18 protein-coding genes are annotated in these 19,088 nt (G+C 67.7%); 11 read left to right on the top strand and 7 right to left on the bottom strand.

Features of this window, described 5'->3' with window-relative positions:
* Nucleotides 1-472 precede the first annotated feature (472 nt).
* From M3149_RS04305 to M3149_RS04275, 7 genes are read right to left on the bottom strand one after another with little or no spacing between them, the layout of a single operon-like run.
* On the bottom strand, nucleotides 473-1,258 hold the full coding sequence (locus M3149_RS04305) for a citryl-CoA lyase (RefSeq protein WP_251708101.1): 786 nt from the start codon (nucleotides 1,256-1,258) through the stop codon (nucleotides 473-475).
* 25 nt (nucleotides 1,259-1,283) lie between these two features.
* Entirely contained in the window at nucleotides 1,284-2,117 is an 834-nt protein-coding gene (locus tag M3149_RS04300) for an HpcH/HpaI aldolase/citrate lyase family protein (protein ID WP_251708100.1), read from the bottom strand.
* Nucleotides 2,114-3,478 (bottom strand): MmgE/PrpD family protein, encoded by a 1,365-nt coding sequence (locus M3149_RS04295; RefSeq protein ID WP_251708099.1) that lies wholly within the window; start codon nucleotides 3,476-3,478, stop codon nucleotides 2,114-2,116. Before M3149_RS04295 ends, M3149_RS04300 begins: the two co-directional genes overlap by 4 nt.
* A gap of 16 nt (nucleotides 3,479-3,494) precedes the next feature.
* Entirely contained in the window at nucleotides 3,495-4,670 is a 1,176-nt protein-coding gene (locus M3149_RS04290; protein ID WP_251708098.1) for a CaiB/BaiF CoA transferase family protein, read from the bottom strand.
* A 9-nt stretch (nucleotides 4,671-4,679) separates the two neighbouring features.
* A complete protein-coding gene (locus M3149_RS04285) occupies nucleotides 4,680-5,840 on the bottom strand; it encodes an acyl-CoA dehydrogenase family protein (RefSeq protein WP_353056799.1) in 1,161 nt (386 codons plus the stop codon).
* Between the two features lie 7 nt (nucleotides 5,841-5,847).
* Entirely contained in the window at nucleotides 5,848-6,789 is a 942-nt protein-coding gene (locus M3149_RS04280; protein ID WP_251708097.1) for an electron transfer flavoprotein subunit alpha/FixB family protein, read from the bottom strand.
* On the bottom strand, nucleotides 6,789-7,538 hold the full coding sequence (locus M3149_RS04275) for an electron transfer flavoprotein subunit beta/FixA family protein (RefSeq protein WP_251708096.1): 750 nt from the start codon (nucleotides 7,536-7,538) through the stop codon (nucleotides 6,789-6,791). Before M3149_RS04275 ends, M3149_RS04280 begins: the two co-directional genes overlap by 1 nt.
* Nucleotides 7,539-7,820: 282 nt before the next feature.
* Between M3149_RS04275 and M3149_RS04270 the strand changes: the two genes are divergently transcribed.
* The 11 genes from M3149_RS04270 (at nucleotide 7,821) to M3149_RS04220 (ending at nucleotide 19,059) form a co-directional block, all read left to right on the top strand.
* The gene (locus M3149_RS04270) at nucleotides 7,821-7,988 is read left to right on the top strand and encodes a hypothetical protein (protein ID WP_251708095.1); all 168 of its coding nucleotides are present in this window, start codon (nucleotides 7,821-7,823) and stop codon (nucleotides 7,986-7,988) included.
* Nucleotides 7,985-9,121, top strand: coding sequence for an acyl-CoA dehydrogenase family protein (locus tag M3149_RS04265; protein ID WP_251708094.1), 1,137 nt, complete (start codon nucleotides 7,985-7,987; stop codon nucleotides 9,119-9,121). The genes M3149_RS04270 and M3149_RS04265 overlap by 4 nt, the downstream gene beginning before the upstream one ends.
* Nucleotides 9,118-10,086 carry an AAA family ATPase gene (locus M3149_RS04260; RefSeq protein ID WP_251708093.1) on the top strand — a complete coding sequence of 323 codons (969 nt, stop codon included), beginning with the start codon at nucleotides 9,118-9,120 and terminating at the stop codon, nucleotides 10,084-10,086. Before M3149_RS04265 ends, M3149_RS04260 begins: the two co-directional genes overlap by 4 nt.
* Complete coding sequence (locus M3149_RS04255; protein ID WP_251708092.1) at nucleotides 10,070-11,479, top strand: vWA domain-containing protein; 1,410 nt, start codon at nucleotides 10,070-10,072, stop codon at nucleotides 11,477-11,479. The genes M3149_RS04260 and M3149_RS04255 overlap by 17 nt, the downstream gene beginning before the upstream one ends.
* 54 nt (nucleotides 11,480-11,533) lie before the next feature.
* Complete coding sequence (locus tag M3149_RS04250; RefSeq protein ID WP_251708091.1) at nucleotides 11,534-12,025, top strand: PaaI family thioesterase; 492 nt, start codon at nucleotides 11,534-11,536, stop codon at nucleotides 12,023-12,025.
* A 30-nt stretch (nucleotides 12,026-12,055) separates the two neighbouring features.
* Nucleotides 12,056-13,837, top strand: coding sequence for an acyclic terpene utilization AtuA family protein (locus tag M3149_RS04245; RefSeq protein ID WP_251708090.1), 1,782 nt, complete (start codon nucleotides 12,056-12,058; stop codon nucleotides 13,835-13,837).
* A 44-nt stretch (nucleotides 13,838-13,881) separates the two neighbouring features.
* Nucleotides 13,882-15,078 (top strand): acyl-CoA dehydrogenase family protein, encoded by a 1,197-nt coding sequence (locus M3149_RS04240; protein WP_251708089.1) that lies wholly within the window; start codon nucleotides 13,882-13,884, stop codon nucleotides 15,076-15,078.
* A 20-nt stretch (nucleotides 15,079-15,098) separates the two neighbouring features.
* Complete coding sequence (locus M3149_RS04235) at nucleotides 15,099-15,884, top strand: alpha/beta fold hydrolase (protein WP_251708088.1); 786 nt, start codon at nucleotides 15,099-15,101, stop codon at nucleotides 15,882-15,884.
* Between the two features lie 69 nt (nucleotides 15,885-15,953).
* On the top strand, nucleotides 15,954-16,787 hold the full coding sequence (locus M3149_RS04230; RefSeq protein ID WP_251708087.1) for an IclR family transcriptional regulator: 834 nt from the start codon (nucleotides 15,954-15,956) through the stop codon (nucleotides 16,785-16,787).
* A gap of 194 nt (nucleotides 16,788-16,981) precedes the next feature.
* Nucleotides 16,982-18,151: a CaiB/BaiF CoA transferase family protein gene (locus M3149_RS04225; protein WP_353056798.1), complete on the top strand. Its 1,170-nt coding sequence runs from the start codon at nucleotides 16,982-16,984 to the stop codon at nucleotides 18,149-18,151.
* A 77-nt stretch (nucleotides 18,152-18,228) separates the two neighbouring features.
* On the top strand, nucleotides 18,229-19,059 hold the full coding sequence (locus tag M3149_RS04220; protein ID WP_251708086.1) for an IclR family transcriptional regulator: 831 nt from the start codon (nucleotides 18,229-18,231) through the stop codon (nucleotides 19,057-19,059).
* Nucleotides 19,060-19,088: the final 29 nt, after the last annotated feature.

The raw sequence follows: 19,088 nt of genomic DNA, 5'->3' as shown, positions 1-19,088 counted from the left end.
ACCGCAGCAGACATGGGGGATGCCTACATCGCGAACCCGCTCCAAATCCACAGCCGGTGGGTCATAGGCCCGCGTTGATGATGGGCCCATAAAGCCTTGGGGGTTCGCCACGCCGCGCCCATGCAGAAGATCGACGCACCCTGCTTGCGCGCAGCACGCGGCCACCGCCGCTGGCTCCGAGAGTTTGCTGGCCTCGACACCCGTCTTCGAATGCACCGAATGCGGGCCGTAGCCGAAGTCTTAGTCGCCCGTCTTGATCGAGAGGCGGCGTTGACAGCAGAGATCCGTTTGGGTCGAAGTGCTTTCGATGAACTGGCTTGGCGCGGAAGATCAGACCGTTGAAGGGCAGCTCAAGCAGCTCGGCCACATCGGGCAAAGGCCAAGGGGACTTTGCAGTCGGCACCGCGGCGGTGGGGCGCACCACCCGGACAGCGTGATGCTCATCGTGGTCTGCACGGTGGCCACCTCGAGGTCACGCGCCAGGCCGGATGTGTGCGGTGGCCTCATCTTCGACCCGCTGCCAGATCTCCACCGCCATCGGTTTGTTGCTCTCCTCCAGAATGTGGCCGACCAGGCCGATGGCGCGCGCGAGCACGCCGATGCCCCGGACGATCTTCCACGGCAGGCCGAGTTCGCAGCAGATGGCGCCGATGGCTCCGGTGGCGTTGACCGGCAGCATCTTTCCGGACAGTCGCTCGGCCTCAGCGCAAATCAGCTGCTCGAGCTTGATGTAATCGCCAGAAAACCCGTTTTCCGCAGCGATCTGAAACAGCCGCGGCGCGCGCGGATCCACCGGCTTGTGCAGAGGGTGTCCGAGGCCGGGCACGATGGCGCCGCGCGCGCGGAAGCCGGCCACGACTTCGCGCGCGATCTTCTCCAGATCGGCATCTTGCGTGCCCGGGGGCAGCGCCTCGTACAGCATCTTCGCGGTGCCTTCGGTGGAGCCGACGAACACCGACCCCAGCCCGCACAGCCCGGCCGCCACGGCGGCCTGCAGCGATTCCGGAGCGCCAGCGTAGGTCAATCGGGCGGCCAGTGCGCTGGGCGTGATGCCATGTTCAACCAGTGTCACCGCCACTGCGTTGAAAAGCTTCGACTCCGCCGGCGTCGGCATGCGCCCCACGATCTGCAGGTAGGCCATGTCGCCCAGGTTGATATGGCCCATCAATTCGTCGGGCAGGCTCTTGCCGTGGACCTCGATGCGATCCGGCGTGCTCCAGGCGATGTCGGATCGAATGGGTTTGGTCTTGCGGGGCATGGGTTTCCTCTCGTTGCTTGGGGATTCAGGCAGCCTCACCTGCGCTGCGCAGGATGGCCAGCGCGCGCTCGTGCAGCGGCTTGTCGATCATCTGGCCGTCGACCGCCACGGCGGAACCGCCTGCGGTGGCAAAGGCAGCGCAGACACGGCGCGCCCAGGCGACGCGCTCGGCGCCCGGCGTGAAGGCGGCCTGTACGGACGCCACCTGCGCGGGATGGATGCACAGCTTGGCGCCGAACCCGAGCCGCCGCGCGCGCTCGGCATCGGCGCGCAGCCGCACCAGATCGCCGATGGCGGTGCTGACGCCATCGGCAGGTGCGGCCAGTCCGGCCAGGCGGGAAGCCAGCACCACATGGGAGCGGAAGTGCAGCAACTCGTCTTCGCCGCCTTCGGGGTCGCACTCGATGCCCAGGTCCAATGCCAGGTCGACGCTGCCGAAGGCCAGCCGCACCACGCCAGGCACCCGAGCGATGTTGCGCGCCTCCTCCACACCGCGGGCCGATTCGATGATGGGCAGCACGTCCTTGAAGCAACGCTCGACGACAGTGCAGGCCGCATCGATGCCGTCAGCCTTGGGCAGCATCACGGCCGCGACACCGGGGTGGCGGCACAGTTCCACGTCATCGTCGAACCAGGGGGTGCCTGCGGCGTTGATGCGCACCAGCAGGAGCGTCCGTTCATCCAGCGCGTTCGCCAGGGTGTCGCGGGCGCGGCACTTGCCCTGTGGCGCCACTGCATCCTCCAGGTCGATGATCACTGCGTCGGCGCCCGACGCGCGCGCCTTGGCATAGCGCTCGGGGCGGTCGGCGGGCACGAACAGGTAGGCGCGCGGCAACCTGCCGCAAGCATCAGCGCTCATCGCGGCAGCCAGCGGCCCATGCGAGGGACATCGACAAGTGCCCAGGTGCGGGCGATCAGGGCGTCCATCTCCGCTGTCGTCGCCGCCCCGCCGTAGGCCGCGAGACGGTGCACCTTGGCCTCCAGCTCGGGCCGGCTGAGTGTGTTGCCGGGGTCGCCCTTGGGCTCGTCGACCCTGCCCTTCAGCGTCCGACCGTCGCTGGTGCGGACGGTGACCTTGCCGATCCAGCGCTGCGGATAGGCGCTGTCGACCTCGCGGTCGAGTTCCATCGAGACCTTGTCCCGCAACGCGACCACACGGGGGGCCAGGAAGTGGCGATCGAATTCGTCCAGGCCGGCATAGCCGTGTTCCGCCACCAGGGCCAGCACGGTGCCCATCGAAAACTTGGCCTGGTGGACCGTGGTGGGAACGACGACCCTGCCGAGCACGTCGATCGCGCCCTGGTGCACGTGCGCGACAACGGCCGCGATGTCCTCAGGCTGGAGCCTGTGCTCATGCATCACCAGCAGCAGCGCATCGGCACTCGGATGGGTGTGGCGGCACGAGGCGTGGTACTTGAAAGAGGTCTCGACCGTCGCCCACCGGCTGCCAAGCCTGCTGGTCAGCCGCTTCGGGTCCGCGTCGCTCGACATGCCGGCAGCCAGCCCTTGCGCCCCCTCCAGGATCTGGCGGGCGCCGGTGAACCCGTCCCGCGCCAAATAGGCCGATGCCAGCCCGCTGGAGGCAGCATGAGCGCAGTGCAGCTGCTTGGAGTCGGCGGCGTCGCGCAGGAATTCCCAGAGTCCGGCGGCCTGGGTACCGGCGCTGCCGAAGGCATGCAGCATCTGCGCCGCGTCCAGTCGCAGCAGCCGTCCGGTCGCAGCGGCGGCTGCGAGCGTTCCAGCGGTGGCGGTGGTGTGGAAGGTGCGGTAGTGCGAACGGCCGAGGAATTCACCGACGCGGATGCCCACCTCGTAGCCCGCCACGACCGCGGCGAGAAACTCGCGCCCGCTCGCGCCGATGGACTGCGCGACCGCCAGCGCCGGCGGGAACACCACTGCGCCGGGGTGGAACACCGACCCGTTGTGCACGTCATCCTGTTCGACCACGTGCGATGCCGCGGCGTTCACCATGGCAGCGAAGTGCGGAGATGTCAGTCGCCGCGAGATCAGCACCTCGGCGGCCCCATCGGCCGGGCCCATGCTGCGCGCGTAGGCCTCGATGGACTGCACCGCCCGGGCGCATTTCCCTGCCAGGGCCGAGCCGGTCCAGTCCAGGAACAGGTCTTCCGTGCGGCGCAGCACAGGCGCCGGAATGCCACCGAAGTCCAGCGCGGCGGCGAAGGCGGCGAGTTCCGCCCCTGGATGATCTTGCACGTGCACGAGAGCTCCTTCGCGCTCAGACCGCGCCCGCAGCCCGCAGCCGCGCAATCTCCGCCTCGGAGTAGTGCAGTTCGGCCAGGATGGCATTGGTGTGCTGGCCAAGGATAGGCACGGCGCCCATCGGCGGCGGCTCGGCACCGCAGACATGGTGGGGCGGGAACAGCGCCGGCACCGTCCCCTCGGGCGTATCGATCGCGGCCCAGCGCCCCCGCGCCTTCAGCTGCGGATGCCGCCACAGGTCGGCCATCTCGTTGAGCTGCGCATTGGCGATTTGTGCGCTTTCCAGCCGCTCGATCAGCTGCGCGGCGGTCAGCCGGGAGAAAACGCCCTCGATGATGTCGCGCAGCTTCTCCTTGTGCGCCAGCCGGTTGGCGTTGCCCATGTACGCCTGCGCCAGCTCCGGCTGCAGCAGGACCTTGTCGCAGAAGACCGTCCATTCGCGGTCGTGCTGCACCCCCAGCACCACCGACTTGCCGTCGCCGCAGCTGAACGGGCCATAGGGATAGATTGCTGCATGCGCGGCGCCGGCACGCGGCGGCGGTGGCTGGCCGTCGAGGGTGTAGAACAGCGGGTAGCCCATCCACTCGGACATGGCCTCGAGCATGGAGATTTCGAGGCGACGACCACGGCCGGTCCGTCCGCGCTCCAGCAGGGCTGCGAGCACGCTGCTGTAGGCGTACATGCCCGCCGCAATATCGGCAATCGACAGCCCGGCCTTGCAAGGCTGCTCCGGCGTACCGGTCACCGAGACAAAGCCGGATTCGCTCTGGATCAGGAGGTCATAGGCCTTCTTGTCGGTGTACGGCCCGCCGTCGCCGTAACCGGAGATATCGCAAACCACGATGCCCGGGTTCACGGATTCCAGGCTGGCGTGGTCGAGACCCATGCGCGCGGCGGCACCGGGCGCGAGGTTCTGCACCAGCACGTCCGCTCGTTCCACCAGCTTCTGCAACACCGCGCGCGCTTCCGGGTTCTTCAGGTCCAGCGTCAGGCTTTCCTTGCTGCGGTTGCACCAGACGAAGTGGGAGGCCAGCCCGCGGGTGCGTGTGTCATAGGCGCGGGCGAAGTCGCCTTCCCGCGGACGTTCAACCTTGATGACCCGCGCGCCCAGATCTGCCAGCTGGCGCGTGCAGAACGGCGCGGCGATGGCATGTTCCAGCGCGACGACCAACATGCCTTGCAACGGACGCATGACTTCCCCTCAGAACGAACGCGGAAGGCCCAGCACGTGCTCGGCAACGTAGGACAGGATCAGGTTGGTGGAGATGGGCGCCACCTGGTAAAGCCGGGTCTCGCGGAACTTGCGCTCGACGTCGTATTCGCAGGCGAAGCCGAAGCCGCCATGCGTCTGGATCGCCGTGTTGGCCGCCTCCCACGATGCCTTGGCAGCGAGGTACTTCGCCATGTTGGCCTCCGCGCCGCAGGGCTCGTGCGCGTCGAACAGGTCGCACGCCCGCCACCGCATCAGATCCGCGGCTTCCAGCTCGATGTGATTTTCCGCGATCGGGAACTGCACGGCCTGGTTCTGGCCGATCGGGCGGTCGAACACACGCCGCTCGTTGGCATAGGTGGCGCTGCGCTGGACGAACCATCGCCCGTCCCCGATGCACTCCGCGGCGATCAAGGTGCGCTCGGCGTTCAGGCCATCCAGGATGTACTTGAAGCCCTTGCCTTCCTCGCCAATGAGGTTCTCCGCAGGGATCTCCAGGTTCTCAAAGAACAGCTCGTTGGTCTCGTGGTTAACCATGTTGCGGATCGGCCGCACCGTCAGGCCCTTGCCGATCGCCTGGCGCAGGTCGACGATGAAGATCGACATGCCTTCGGACTTGCGCTTCACCTCGGACAGGGGCGTGGTGCGCGCCAGCAGGATCATCAAGTCGCTGTGCTGGACGCGCGAGATCCACACCTTCTGGCCATTGACGACGTAGCGGTCTCCACTGGCGCTGCGCACCGCCGTGGTCTTGAGCCTGGTGGTGTCGGTGCCGGTCGTTGGCTCCGTCACACCCATGGACTGCAAGCGCAGCGCACCGGTGGCGATCTGGGGAAGGTAACGGCGCTTCTGCTCTTCCGAGCCGTGGCGCAACAGGGTTCCCATGTTGTACATCTGGCCATGGCAAGCGCCAGCGTTGCCGCCGTTGCGGTTGATCTCCTCCATGACGACCGAGGCTTCGACCAGCCCCAGCCCGGCGCCGCCGTATTCCTCGGGGATCATCACGGCGAGCCAGCCGGCCCGCGTGAGGGCATCGACGAAGGCCTCAGGGTAGCCGCGCGCCTCGTCGATGCCGCGGAAGTACGCGTCGGGGAAGCGCTTGCACAGGTCCCGCAGGGCCGCGCGCATCTCGGGGTGGCGTTCGCGATCCACGGATGACCTACAGCGACGAAACGAGTTCCGGGACCGCCGCGAACAGGTCGGCCACCAGTCCGTAGTCAGCCACCTGGAAAATCGGTGCCTCGGCATCCTTGTTGATGGCGACGATGACCTTGCTGTCCTTCATCCCAGCCAGGTGCTGGATGGCGCCGGAGACGCCGACCGCAACGTACAACTGCGGCGCAACGATCTTCCCGGTCTGGCCTACCTGGTAATCGTTTGGTGCGTAGCCCGCATCGACCGCGGCGCGCGACGCGCCGAGCGCGGCACCCAGCTTGTCGGCCAGTGGCTCCAGTACCGCGTGGAACTTCTCGGCCGATCCCAGGCCGCGGCCACCCGACACGATGATCGAAGCAGCGGTCAACTCCGGGCGTTCGAGCGCGACCACCTCGCGACCCACCAGCTCCGTCAAGCCGAGGTCGGGGCCGGGGGGGACGCTTTCCACCGCGGCAGAGCCGCCGCTCGCTGCAACCGGGTCGAACGCCGTCGTACGGATGCTCAGGACCTTGATCCGATCATGTGACTGCACGCGAGCGACGGCGTTGCCGGCGTAGAACGGACGCCGGAACGTGTCCGGGGATTCGATGGCCGTGACATCGGAGAGCTGCGAACTGTCCAGCAAGGCCGCGATCCGCGGCAGGACGTTCCTGCCAGAAGCCGTGGCCGCCGCCAGAATATGCGTGCACGAGGCGTCGGCACGTACCTGCTGCACCACGAGCGCGGCCAAGTTCTCTGCCAGCTGCGCGCCGTAGTGGGGGGCGTCGGCCAGCAGCACCTTGGCGACGCCGGCCGCCGCCGCGGCCGACTCTCCCGCGGCGGCGCAGCCGCTGCCGGCCACCAGCACGTGCACCGGCGCGCCGATCTGTACCGCCGCAGCGATGGCGTTGAGCGTTGCCGGCTTGAGCGCGGCGTTGTCGTGTTCTGCAATGATGAGCGTAGACATCAGATCACCTTCGCCTCTTCCTTGAGTCGCTTGACCAGTTCGGTTACATCGGCCACCTTGATGCCGGCCTTGCGCCCCGCAGGCTCTTCGACACGCAGCACGGCCGTACGCGGCTCCACGTCCAAGCCCAGCTCCGAGGCCTTGATGACTTCAAGGGGCTTCTTCTTGGCCTTCATGATGTTGGGCAGCGTGATGAAGCGCGGCTCGTTGAGGCGCAGGTCAGTGGTGATCACCACCGGCAGCTTCATCCGCAGCGTTTCGAGGCCACCGTCAATTTCCCGACTGATGGTCGCCGCATCGCCCTCGATCTTCACGCTGGACGCGAAGGTCGCCTGGGACCAGCCCATGAGTGCCCCGAACATCTGCCCGGTCTGGCCCGCGTCGTCGTCGATTGCCTGCTTGCCGAAGATGGCCACCTGCACGCCTTCCTTCAGGGCCACGTGCTGCATGAGCTTCGCCACGGCCAGCGGCTCCAGGACGGCATCGGTTTCGACCAGCACGCCGCGGTCGGCGCCGATGGCCATGGCGCTGCGCAGCGTCTCGTGGCAGCCGGCGACGCCACACGAAACCGCGATGACCTCGGTGGCAACCCCCGCCTCCCTCAGGCGCACCGCCTCCTCACAGGCAATTTCGTCGAAAGGGTTCATCGACAGCTTCTGGTTGGCGAGATCGACGCCGGAACCATCCGCCTTCACGCGCGCCTTGATGTTGTAGTCGAGGACCCGTTTTACAGCGACCAGTATCTTCACTTCAGCTCCATCGTTCCATGTACATGAACTTCCGCCCGCAGCGGCCGCGCATCTTAACATCTAACAAACGTTAGCTCGTTACAGGGCTGCCCCGCCGCAACGTCGCAGCCGCCGTCCCGTGGCACACGGCAGCTCGTGCTCCGTGACAGGCTGGGGAGTGACGGCAGCGCATTTTTTCTGTACGATGCGACTTCTAACGTTCGTTAGGCAAAACGCGTTACCGAAGACCTTCCGCCTGCGCGCGTGTGCCGTTTCGGCTGCGCCGCGCAACCAGCGCTTAGCATGCCCGTCCTGCAGACCCAGACCGAGTGCGCCTCCGCCCCCTTCGCCCACTGTCGCCAGCAGATGCTCGTGCCGGTCGAGCGCTTTCGCGAGCGCCCGCCGGCCAACGCCTTCGGCGGCGGCGTGATGCGCAAGCTCGCGGTGCGCCAGCTGGGGTTCCACCGATGAACCCCGTTGACGCAGGGAGCGGCAGGTACCCTGCCGGTAGCCTGCTCGCCGAAATGCGCGATGCGCTGCGCAGCGCACCGCCAGTGGCGCGCGGCGGCCCGTTTCCAGATGCCTGGTGGCAGCACTTGGCGCGGCGCGGCATGCTGGGCGTAGGTTTCGACGCCGGGGGCCGCGCCGCCCGTGCGGACTGGCCGGGGATAGCCGCACTGGCTGGCGTCATTTCGCACGAGAGCGCCCACCTCGGGTTGGCCCTGGCATGGCTGATGAACGAAATGCTCGGCCGCTTCGTCCTCGGCCCGTTCCTGGCCAACGAAGACGAATGCGCGCTGCTCCGCCTGATGGCAGAAGGCCGCAAGATCGTCGCACTGGCCATCTCGGAGCCGAATGTTGGAGCTCACCCCAAGCTGCTGCAGTGCTCTGCGCGCCGTCACGACGGACAATGGCTGCTCGATGGCGAGAAGTCGTACGCGAGCAACGGCCCGGCGGCCGATGCCTTCGTCGTCATCGCGACCACCGGCGAGCACATGGGCCGCAAACAATTCGACGCTTTCCTGGTCGATGCCGATGCACGGGGGCTGAACCGGACACATGCGGGCGCAGCCGCCGTGCTGCCGCCCCTCGGCCACTGTGGCCTGTCGCTCGTCGCCTGCCCTGTCGCCGACGTCCGCCGCCTGGGCGCCTTCGGCAATGCTTTCGACATGATCGCCAAACCAATGCGCGCCCTCGAGGACAGCTTGCTGGCCGGCGCCACGGTGGGCACGATGCGGGCCCAATTGGAAGGGCTGACGCGCGGGAAGCGAGGCGCCAACCCGACGCCAGAGACGGTCGAAGGTCTCGGTGCGCTGAGGCTCGAGTTGCAGGCGATCGAAACCCTGGCAACCGAATGCGCAAGGGAACTCGGCCGCCACGGCCCCGGCGAGCGCCTCGCCGACCTCAATGCCGGCGTGCGCATCGTGCTGCAACGCTGGCAGGACTCCTGCGAAGCCGTTGCCACTGCACTCGGCGACCCGGCGCCTGAATTTCTCGATCTCGCCAGCGATGTGCGCGCCGTGCTCGGCATCGCGCGTCGCGTCAGCGAGGCGCGCCACATGAAAGCCGGTATCCGCATGGTCAGCCTCAAAGGAACATCATGAAGTCCCTGCATGACTCGCACTTCGACAGCGTCGAAGTGGTGTCCTCCCGCCTGTCCCACGTCGACTACATCGCGAGCCGCCAGCTTGCCACCGCGGTCTACCTGGCCTTCAATCTCGAGAAGCCGATCCTGGTGGAGGGCCCGGCCGGAGTCGGCAAGACCGAACTCGCCAAGAGCATGGCCTCCATCCTGGAAGTGCCTCTGATCCGGTTGCAATGTTATGAAGGACTCGACGAGTCGAAGGCGCTGTACGAATGGAAATACGGCAAGCAGCTGCTCTACACCCAGCTGTTGAAGGACAAGCTGGCCGAACTGATGCAGGGCGCCGTCGGCCTGGCGGCATCGATCGAGCGGCTGCACAGCCACGACGACCTGTTCTTCTCGGAGCACTTCCTCGAGCCGCGGCCGCTGTACCAGGCGCTGCACCAGGAGCGCGGCTGCGTGCTGCTGATTGACGAGGTGGACAAGTCGGACCCGGAGTTCGAGGCCTTCCTCCTCGAAGTGCTGTCAGACTTCCAGGTGTCGGTGCCGGAGCTCGGCACGATCGCGGCCAAGGTCAAGCCGCTGGTATTCCTGACCAGCAACAACACGCGCGAGATGAGCGACGCGCTCAAGCGCCGCTGCCTGCACCTGCACATTCCCTTCCCGGAGCCCGCGGTGGAGCGGGCGATCCTCGAGCGTCGCGTGCCGGGTCTGTCGCAGGCGCTGAACCGGGAGCTGGTCGCCTTCGTGCAAGCGGTGCGCGCCATCGACCTGAAGAAGCAGCCCTCGGTCAGCGAGACCATCGACTGGGCCAAGACCCTGCTGCTGCTGAACGCCGAGCACCTGCAGTTGGACCTGGTACGGGACACTCTCAATGTGTTCCTCAAGTTCGAGCAAGACATTGCCTCCGCCAGCGAGCAGCTGCCGGCCCTGCTCGCCCAGGCTCGCAAGGACGCGGAGCTGCCGCATGCAAGCAACGCTTGAGGACTTTTTCAAAGCGCTGCGCGGCAGCGACCTGGACGTGAGCCTGAATGCCCAGATCGATGCGGCGCGCGCCACGGCGCTGGTGGGCTGGCACGACCGCGAGCTGCTCAAGAGCGCGCTTGGCGCAACCCTCGCCAAGACCGTGCCCGATCGTGCCGTCTTCGACCAGACGTTCGATCGTTTCTTCCATTTCGACGCTTTCGAAACGCAGCGCGGGGGCAAAGGAGGTTCGCGGCCCGCGCCGTCGCGGCCCGATGAGCAGCCACCGTCAGCCGCCGAAGGCAGTGACCAGGGCAGCGGCGGTCCCGGCGGGTGCCATGGCAGTGCGGGCCAGAGCTTGTCCCAGCTCCTGTTGTCGGGTGATTCAGCCGCGCTGTCACGCCGCATGCAGCAGGCAGCGCGCGATGTCGGCCTGACCGACATCTGGTTCTTCACGCAGAAGGGCTACTACACGCAGAAGATCCAGCAGGCCATGGGGCTGGAGCTGCTGGATCGGGAGATCACCGAAGCGCGCCGGCAGACCATGGCGCCGCAGCGCGTGGCCGAGCTCGAGCAGGCGCGCAAGCACCTGTTCAACGAGGTACGCAACTTCGTGGAATGCAAGCTGTCGATGTACGGAACGGCACCCACCCGCGAGCTGCACGACGACTTCCTGCAGACGCAGAAGCTGTCTCACATCGACCGCCGGGACTTCGCCCGCATGCACGAGATCGTGCGCAAGATCGCGCGGCGCCTGGCCGAACGCCATGCCCGCCGCAAGCGGCGCGAACTGCGCGGCCAGCTGGACTTCCGCCGGACGATGCGCGCCAACGCAGCCTACGGCGGCGTGATGTTCGAGACCTTCTGGCGCAGCACCAGGGTGGAACGCCCGCGCGTGGTGGCCATCTGCGACGTGAGCGGCTCGGTGCGCCAGTACGCCCGCTTCCTGCTGCTGTTTCTCTACAGCTTGGACGAGCTTGTCCCGGACGTGCAGTCCTTTGCCTTCACCAACCACCTCGTCGACGTGACTGCCACGTTCGCAGCCCTGCCCGTCGAGCAAGCGGTGGACCGCGTCCTGCAGGCAGTGGGCGGCGCAGGCACCGACTACGGGCAGGTGCTGGAAGACATCGACGCGCAGCTGATGCACCGCATCGACCGCCGCACCACGGTGCTGATCCTGGGAGACGCCCGCAACAACCGCGGGCAGGCTCGCGCCGAGATCATGAAGACGCTGTACGGGCGAGCCCGGCGCGTGATCTGGCTCAACCCCGAGCCGGTGTCGTTCTGGGGCTTGGGCGATTCCGAGATGAAGCGGTACTTGCCCTACTGCCACATCGCGCGTGAGTGCAATTCGCTGCGCCACCTGGAGCGCACGCTCGACCAGTTGCTGCGCACCAACAGCGCCAGCGCCTGAAGAAGAGGAGCCGGCGGTGCCCCGACCCAGCCCAGCATTCAACGGAGGACCAGCGTGAGCGAAAAAAAGATTCCCCAGCACGTCGTCGACGCCTTCTGGCAGCGGTGGGGCAACAACAGCTTCATGCAGGCGCAGGGCCTGCAGCTCGATGTGGTCGGCGTCGGCGAAGCCGTGGTGCGCCTGCCGCGAGCGACGGCTGCCCAGCGCGGCGGCGGCGGTTCCGACAGCGTGCTCAACGGCGGCGTGATCGCCTACATGTTCGATGGCGCACTGGGATGCGCCATTGCCTCTTCACTGCTCGCGCGCCCCGACATCGGCAGCGTGGACCCGCGCAGCTTGCGCCAGTCGACGATCAACCTCGACATCAACTATGTCGACGCGGCCACGGGCGAGCATTTCGAAGCCCGCGGCAAGGTCGTGCGCGCCGGCCGCAACATCGCCTTCGCCGAGGGCGAATTGCTCGATGCGCAGGGCCGCACCTGCGCGACGGCCAAGGGCATCTGGCGCATCTTCTGGCCCCGCGAACCGGCACCGGCGCAGGCATGAGCCCCCAGTACCCACCCGCAGACCTACACCATGAGCAAAGACACCCTCCGCATCGGCTGCGCCTCCGGTTTCTGGGGCGACACGGAATTCGCAGCAGCCCAGCTGATCGAGCACGGCGACATCGACGTGCTGGTGTTCGATTATCTGGCCGAGATCACCATGTCGCTGCTGATCCGCGCCAAGGCGAAGGACCCGGCCCAAGGCTACGCGCCCGACTTCGTTGCCACGATGAGGCCGCTGATGAAGCAGATCAAGGACCGCGGGATCCGGGTCGTGGCCAACGCGGGCGGCGTCAACCCTTCCGGCTGCCGCGAGGCACTCGTGGCCGCGGCGCAGGCCGAGGGCGTCGACCTGAAGATCGCGGCGATCCTGGGCGACGACCTGATGCCGCAGGTGGAGGTCCTGCGCGCGGCAGGCGTCAGGGAGATGTTCTCCGGCGCCGCGTTCCCGGCCAAGGTGATGAGCGCCAACGCCTATCTGGGCGCCTTCCCCATCGCCGCGGCACTGGCCGCGGGTGCCGACGTCGTCGTCACCGGCCGTTGCGTCGACAGCGCGGTCGCCCTGGGGCCGCTGATCGCGCACTTCGGCTGGAACGCCGAGGACCTGGACAAGCTGGCCCAGGGCAGCCTGGCCGGCCACCTGATCGAGTGCGGCACGCAGGCCACCGGCGGCAATTACACCGATTGGGCGAGCGTGCCGGGCTGGGACGACATGGGCTTCCCCATCGCGGAGTGCCGCGCAGACGGCAGCTTCGTCATCACCAAGCCGGCCGGCACCGGCGGCCTGGTCTGCCCATCCACCGTCGGAGAGCAGATGCTCTACGAGATCGGCGACCCGCGAGCCTACATCCTGCCGGACGTGGTCTGCGACTTCACTTCGGTGACGCTGGCGCAGGTGGGCCCGGACCGCGTCGAGGTGAAGGGTGCGCGCGGGCTTCCGCCGACTGATCAGGCCAAGGCGAGCCTCACCTATGCGGACGGATTCCGCGCGATGAGCCTGTTCATGATCGGCGGCATCGACGCCGGCCCGAAGGCACGCCGGACCGGCTCGGCGATGCTGGCGCGCGTGCGCCGCCACTACGCCGCGCGCGGCTGGCCGGACTTCACCGAAACCAGCGTCGAGGCCATAGGCGCGGAAGACACCTACGGCCCGCACGCGCGGAGCTCGGCGCGCGAAGTCATGCTCAAGGTCGGCGTGCGTCACCCGATGAAGGACGCGCTGGAGCTGTTCTCGCGCGAGGTCGCTCCGATGGCACTGATGTCGTCACCCGCCGTCACCGGCTTCACCGGCGGGCGCCCCAAGGTGCAGCCCGTGGTGCGCCTGTTCTCCTGCCTGGTGCCCAAGAACCAGCTCGAAGTCAACATCGACATGGGCGGTCAGAAGCTCGCCGCCCCGCAGCTGGCCGGCAAGCCGCTGGACGCAGGCAGGCTGCCCGCGGTGGGCGGCCCGCTGCCAGCGGCCGGTGCGTTCGCGCGCGGTGCGCGTACCGTGCCGCTGGTGCAACTGGCCTGGGGGCGCAGCGGCGACAAGGGCGACTCGGCCAACATCGGCATCATCGCGCGTCGGCCCGAGTTCCTGCCGTACATCCGCGCGGCGATCACGGAACAAGCGGTCGCCCTCTGGTTCGGCCATGTGGCCAGCGGCGAGGTCCGGCGCTACGACCTGCCCGGCACGCACGCCTTGAACTTCACCCTTCAGCAGGCCCTCGGCGGCGGTGGCATCGCCTCGGTGCGCATGGATTCCCAGGGCAAGGCCTTCGCGCAGATGCTGCTCGAGCATCCCGTGCCCATCCCGGCCGACATGGCGCTTTGACTCCTGCGACGCCTGCGCCCTTACACAGACCAGAAGGACTTTCCATGAACACCGTCACTTCGCCGACCGGGCGCCAGACCGCCTCGTCGCAGATCCAGTCGCGCGTGCGCGACATCCAGGAGGCCACGCGCGGCGTCACCGCGCAATACCCTCGCAGCTACATCCTGCAGTGCATCCAGGAAGACCGTTTTCCGGAGGAGCTGTGGCAGGCGCTCGGCACGTTCGGCCTGCTCGGCCTGTCGGTGCCGGAAGAGCACGGCGGCTCCGGCGGCGGTGTTCTCGAGATCACGGCGCTGAACGAAGCCCTCGCGCTCGCCGGCATACCCACGCTGTTCCTGGTGGTCACCGGGCTGGCGCGGGTGCCGATCATCCGCAACGGCACGCGCGAGCAGATCGCCAAGTACGTGGCGCCCACCTGCACGGGCGAGAAGAAGATGTGCTTCGCCATCACGGAGCCCAATGCCGGCACCAACAGCTTCGCAATGACCACCCTGGCGACGCCCAACGCAGGCGGCGGCTGGACGCTGAACGGGCAGAAGGTCTTCATCTCCGGCGCCCGCGATGCCGACACCATGATGGTGGTGGCCCGCACCACCAAGGCCGCTGAGGTCAAGCACCGCACCGAGGGCATGTCGCTGTTCGTGCTGGACATGAAGACGCCGGGCATCACGCTCAGGCAACTCAACATCCAGGTGGAGACCGCGGAGCGGCAGTACATGGTGTTCTTCGACAACGTGCAGTTGCCCGCCGACGCCGTGATCGGCGAGCCCGGCAAGGGCGCGAAGCTGATGTTCGAAGGCCTGAATTCGGAGCGCCTGCTGGCCGCAGGTGCGGCACTGGGCCTGGGCGACTACGCGCTCGCCAAGGCGGTGGCCTATGCGAAGGATCGGAAGCCGTTCGGCAAGCCCATCGGAAGCTACCAGGCGCTGCAGCACCGCATGGCGCTGGCGAAGGCGGAGCTTGAAGCCGCCAGGCTGATGACCTATGACGCCGCCGACCGCTTCGACAGCGGCGAGGACGCAGGCGCCCACGCCAACATGGCCAAGCTGCTGGCTTCGCGCGCCGCCGTGGCCGCGGTGGAAGCCGCCCTGCAGACGCACGGCGGCTACGGGTTCGACCGCGACTACGACATCGTCACCCTCTGGCCGATGATCCGGTTGCTGGAGATCGCGCCGATCAACAACGAGATGCTGCTGAACTACGTGGGCGAGCATGTCCTGGGGCTGCCGAAATCGTACTGAGACGGGCACATGGAGACCTGATGCAGCAGCATGAGTTCGTCGCTGGCGGGCACCGCCTGAGCGCCAGCAGCTGGGGCGATCTCGACGCCGGTGGGCCCGTGGTCGTCATGCTCCACGGCGGCCTGGACTGCACGAGTACGTGGAGGAACCTGCCACAGGCCATCGCCGAGACCACCGGGCTGGCCGTGCTCTCTTACGACCGTTGGGGTTATGGCCGATCGGACACACTGACGGCAATCCGCGAGCGCAGTTACCGGTTCGAGGAGTCCGGTCCGGTGTTCGCAGAGGTACTGCGCCACTTTCGCATCGACAGCGCTGTGCTTTTCGGCCACAGCGACGGCGGCGCCATGTCGCTGCTGGCCGCAGCGGCCCACCCGCGGGCGGTGCGTGCCGTCTGCGCCTGCTCGCCCACCATCTCGCTGGACCTGCATATGGTGCGCGGCATGGAAGTGGCTCGCCAGGCATTCGAGCGCGGCGGACTGCGCGAGCGGCTCATGCGCCACCACGGCGACAAGACCGACGCGATGTTTCGGGGCTGGCACGCACCGTGGTCGACCGAAGACGCCGTCCTGTGGTCCATGGCCGAACAGCTGGGCGGCGTGCGCTGTCCGGTGGCAGCGCTGTTCGGCCAGGCCGACCCCTACGGCTGGCGACCCAGTGCCACGGCGCTGGTCACCCATGGGACGATGCCTCTGGAAGTCACGGCCCTGCCCGGCGTCGGGCATGACCCGCAGCACAAGGCCAGGGACGTGGTGCTGTCCGCATTGCATCGCCTGCTGCTCGCAATGACATCAGACCCCGGCTGACCTCCCCACTGGTCTCACCACCCCTGGCGATCGGGCGTTCGGTCGGGGCCGCAGTACCATAGCCGCCGCATGAAAGCGAATCTGAAGAAGCCGGCGGCGCGGCAGAGCGGCGGACCTCGCTCGCTGGCCCGGTTGCTCGCCCTCTTCGACGTGCTATCAGCGGCACCCGACGGCTCGAGCCTGGCGGAACTAAGCACGCTGCTCGGCTCGCCGAAGAGCAGCCTGCGCAACTTGCTGCGTCCCCTGGTCTCCGAGGGCTTCCTCATCCACGACAGGAATACGTACCGGCTCGGCCCCTCCATCTTTCGCCTGGCCTCCAGTGTGCTGCACGCTTGGTACCTGCCGCGCGTGATGCGTCCGGTGATGGAGCAGCTTGCCAGGCAGACCGGCGAAAGCGTCATGCTCTCCGTGATGGACGTCGAGAAGGCCTTGATGATCTACGTGGACATCGTCAACGGGCCGCATCCGGTGCGCTATCAGATCGCGGCGGGCAGTGTGCGGCCCCTTTTCGCGAGCACCGCCGGGCGTGTCCTGCTCGCGCACTCGGATCGCCAGTGGCGGCAGCACTACCTGCTCGGAGTCGACCTGGACGTCGCGTTGGCCACACCGCTCACGAAAGCATCTCTCAGGAGAGAAATCGAGCAGATCCAGGCGGAAGGGATCGCCTGGTCCCTGGACGTGTACATGACCGGCCTGAGCGCCGTCGCCGCCCCGCTTTTTGGGGACGGCGGCCGGTGCGTGGCATGCCTCAACATCGCAGGACCGACAGACCGCTTCCGCCCGCAGCTCGACAGGCTCAAGGACCGGGTGAAGACGGCCGCGGCCAAGGGTTCCAAGCTGATCGCGGCCACCGAGGCCACACCCGGGTCAGAGGGTACGGGCCGACTTGAATGGGCAGCCTGAAGCGGCCTATGTCCTGCGGCTGGCGGCCATCACCCGAGCCGGTTTTCGGCGTGTGGTGAGGTCCAGCATCCGTATGCCTGCCAAGGGACCGCTGCCGCTGTCCGGCTGCATGTCCTGCATCCCGATCGCTCCATGTTTGACGTGGCCCTGCGCGCAGTTTAGATTCCCGAACATCGTTCGTAAATGAGTGCTGTGTGAACGCGTCCTCCACCCGCGGCCCGCTGGCCGGAATCAAGGTCATCGAGCTCGCCGGAATCGGACCCGGGCCCATGTGCGCCATGCTGCTGGCAGACCTGGGCGCGACGGTGCTGCGCATCGACCGACGGGAGCCCTCCGGCCTCGGCATCGAACGCCCGCTGCGCCACAACCTGCTGTTGCGCAACCGGCACAGCATCTCGCTGGATCTGAAGGATCCCGATGCGGTTGACGTGGTGCTTCGGCTGGCGGAGAAAGCGGACGCGCTGATCGAGGGCTTCCGCCCTGGAGTGACGGAGCGCCTGGGACTCGGCCCCGAGCCCTGCCTGGCGCGCAACCCGCGGCTCGTGTACGGCCGCATCACCGGTTGGGGCCAGGCCGGGCCGCTGGCGCAACGGGCCGGACACGACATCAACTACCTTGCCCTCACTGGCATCCTCGACGCCATAGGTCACGCCGGCGCGCCGCCTTCGATCCCGTTGAACCTCGTGGGCGACTACGCGGGCGGGTCGCTCTACCTCGCAGTGGGACTGCTGGCCGGTGTGCTGGAGGCCAGGCAGTCGGGGCGGGGACAAGTGGTGGACGCCGCCATCGTGGACGGCGCGGCACACCTGGCGACCACGTTCTTCGGCATGCTGGCCGCAGGAATGCTCGGGGACCGGGGGACCAACATCCTCGACGGCGGGGCGTACTTCTACGATGTGTACGAGTGCGCCGACGGCAAATGGGTGACCGTCGGCCCAGTGGAGCAGAAATTCCTGACCGAATTGCTCTGCCTGCTCGGGATCGATCCCGCCGCCGTCGGCCGCCAGTCGGACCGCGCCGCGTGGCCCAAGGCCCGCGAGTTGCTGGCCGCGAAGTTCCGCACGGCGAGCCGGGAAGAGTGGACGACGCGCCTGCAGGACAGCGACGCGTGCTTCGCGCCCGTTCTGAGCTGGGCCGAGGCGCCGCGCCACCCGCACCTGGCGGAGCGCGGCACCTTCATCGAGGTCGACGGCGTGACGCAGCCCGCCCCGGCGCCGCGCTTCTTCCGCAGCGTTCCCGACCAGCCAACACCCCCCTCGCCGAACGACGCCGACGTCGCGGCCGCACTGGCTGGCTGGCTCCCGGCCCAGGACATCGTCGCGCTGCAACGCGCCGGAACGCTGCGGCAAGCACCTGCTTCCTGAGCGCCACGTTCGTCCTGCGCATCACCCTCCCCCTTGCCCGGGTACGATGCGGTTCCCCTCCTCCACTGGTATTTCCCTTGCCCCGTGTCCAGGCAGAAGCTGCCGCTCCGAACGATGGTGAAGTCGCGGGCCCCCGCTCGCTGATGCGCGTGCTGGGCATGTTCGATGCCCTCTCGCGCGCGCCACAGGGCATGGCGCTTTCGGAGCTGAGCGAGGTGCTCGGCACCCCGAGGAGCAGCCTGCTGAATCTGCTGCGTCCGCTCGTGGCGGACGGCTACCTGGTGAACGACCGCGGCCGCTACCGGCTGGGCGGCGCGGCTTTCCGCCTGTGTGCGGGCGTGCAGGCTGCCTGGAAGTTCGACAGGGTGGTTCGCCCCTTCATGGAAGACCTCTCCCGCAGCACGGGAGAAACCGTGCTGCTCGGCGTGCTCGAGCGCGAAACGGGCGTGATCACGTACGTGCAGGTGATCCACAGCCCCCACCCCGTGCGCTACCAGATCACCGCGGGCACCGCACGACCGCTCTACGCCAGCTGCGCCGGCCGGGTGCTGCTCGCCTATTCGCAGCCGCAGTGGCGGGACGACTACCTGGCGACGGTGGCGATCCGCGCGAAGACCGCCAGGCCGATCACGAAGACATGGCTGCGCGAGACATTGCAGCAGATCCGGCGCGATGGCGTGGCGTGGGCGATCGATTGCTACCTCGACGGCCTCGCCTCCGTCGCGGCGCCATTGCTCGATGTCGATGGCCATTGCCTCGCATCCCTCAGCATCGCCGGGCCGTCGAGTCGCTTCAAGGCCGACCTCGGCAGGCTGATCGCGGCGGTGCAGGACGTCGCGCGACGCGCGTCGGGCGTGCTGGGGGGCGTGCACTTGAAAGTGTCCGGAGAAGACAGCTTCCGGTTGTGAGTTCCCAAGAAAAGCCCGCGAGCCCCGGT

The organism is Hydrogenophaga intermedia (assembly GCF_023715105.1).
Classification (GTDB): Bacteria; Pseudomonadota; Gammaproteobacteria; order Burkholderiales; family Burkholderiaceae_C; genus Hydrogenophaga; species Hydrogenophaga intermedia_A.
The sequence above is the reverse complement of the archived record's forward strand: the minus strand, read 5'-3'. Positions and strand labels throughout refer to the sequence as shown.

Coding starts and splice junctions, on each gene's coding strand:
- M3149_RS04305 (WP_251708101.1), bottom strand. CDS start 1,258: ATGCCCCGCAAGACCAAACCCATTCGATCCGACATCGCCTGGAGCACG.
- M3149_RS04300 (WP_251708100.1), bottom strand. CDS start 2,117: ATGAGCGCTGATGCTTGCGGCAGGTTGCCGCGCGCCTACCTGTTCGTG.
- M3149_RS04290 (WP_251708098.1), bottom strand. CDS start 4,670: ATGCGTCCGTTGCAAGGCATGTTGGTCGTCGCGCTGGAACATGCCATC.
- M3149_RS04280 (WP_251708097.1), bottom strand. CDS start 6,789: ATGTCTACGCTCATCATTGCAGAACACGACAACGCCGCGCTCAAGCCG.
- M3149_RS04270 (WP_251708095.1), top strand. CDS start 7,821: ATGCCCGTCCTGCAGACCCAGACCGAGTGCGCCTCCGCCCCCTTCGCC.
- M3149_RS04265 (WP_251708094.1), top strand. CDS start 7,985: ATGAACCCCGTTGACGCAGGGAGCGGCAGGTACCCTGCCGGTAGCCTG.
- M3149_RS04260 (WP_251708093.1), top strand. CDS start 9,118: ATGAAGTCCCTGCATGACTCGCACTTCGACAGCGTCGAAGTGGTGTCC.
- M3149_RS04255 (WP_251708092.1), top strand. CDS start 10,070: ATGCAAGCAACGCTTGAGGACTTTTTCAAAGCGCTGCGCGGCAGCGAC.
- M3149_RS04245 (WP_251708090.1), top strand. CDS start 12,056: ATGAGCAAAGACACCCTCCGCATCGGCTGCGCCTCCGGTTTCTGGGGC.
- M3149_RS04240 (WP_251708089.1), top strand. CDS start 13,882: ATGAACACCGTCACTTCGCCGACCGGGCGCCAGACCGCCTCGTCGCAG.
- M3149_RS04235 (WP_251708088.1), top strand. CDS start 15,099: ATGCAGCAGCATGAGTTCGTCGCTGGCGGGCACCGCCTGAGCGCCAGC.
- M3149_RS04230 (WP_251708087.1), top strand. CDS start 15,954: ATGAAAGCGAATCTGAAGAAGCCGGCGGCGCGGCAGAGCGGCGGACCT.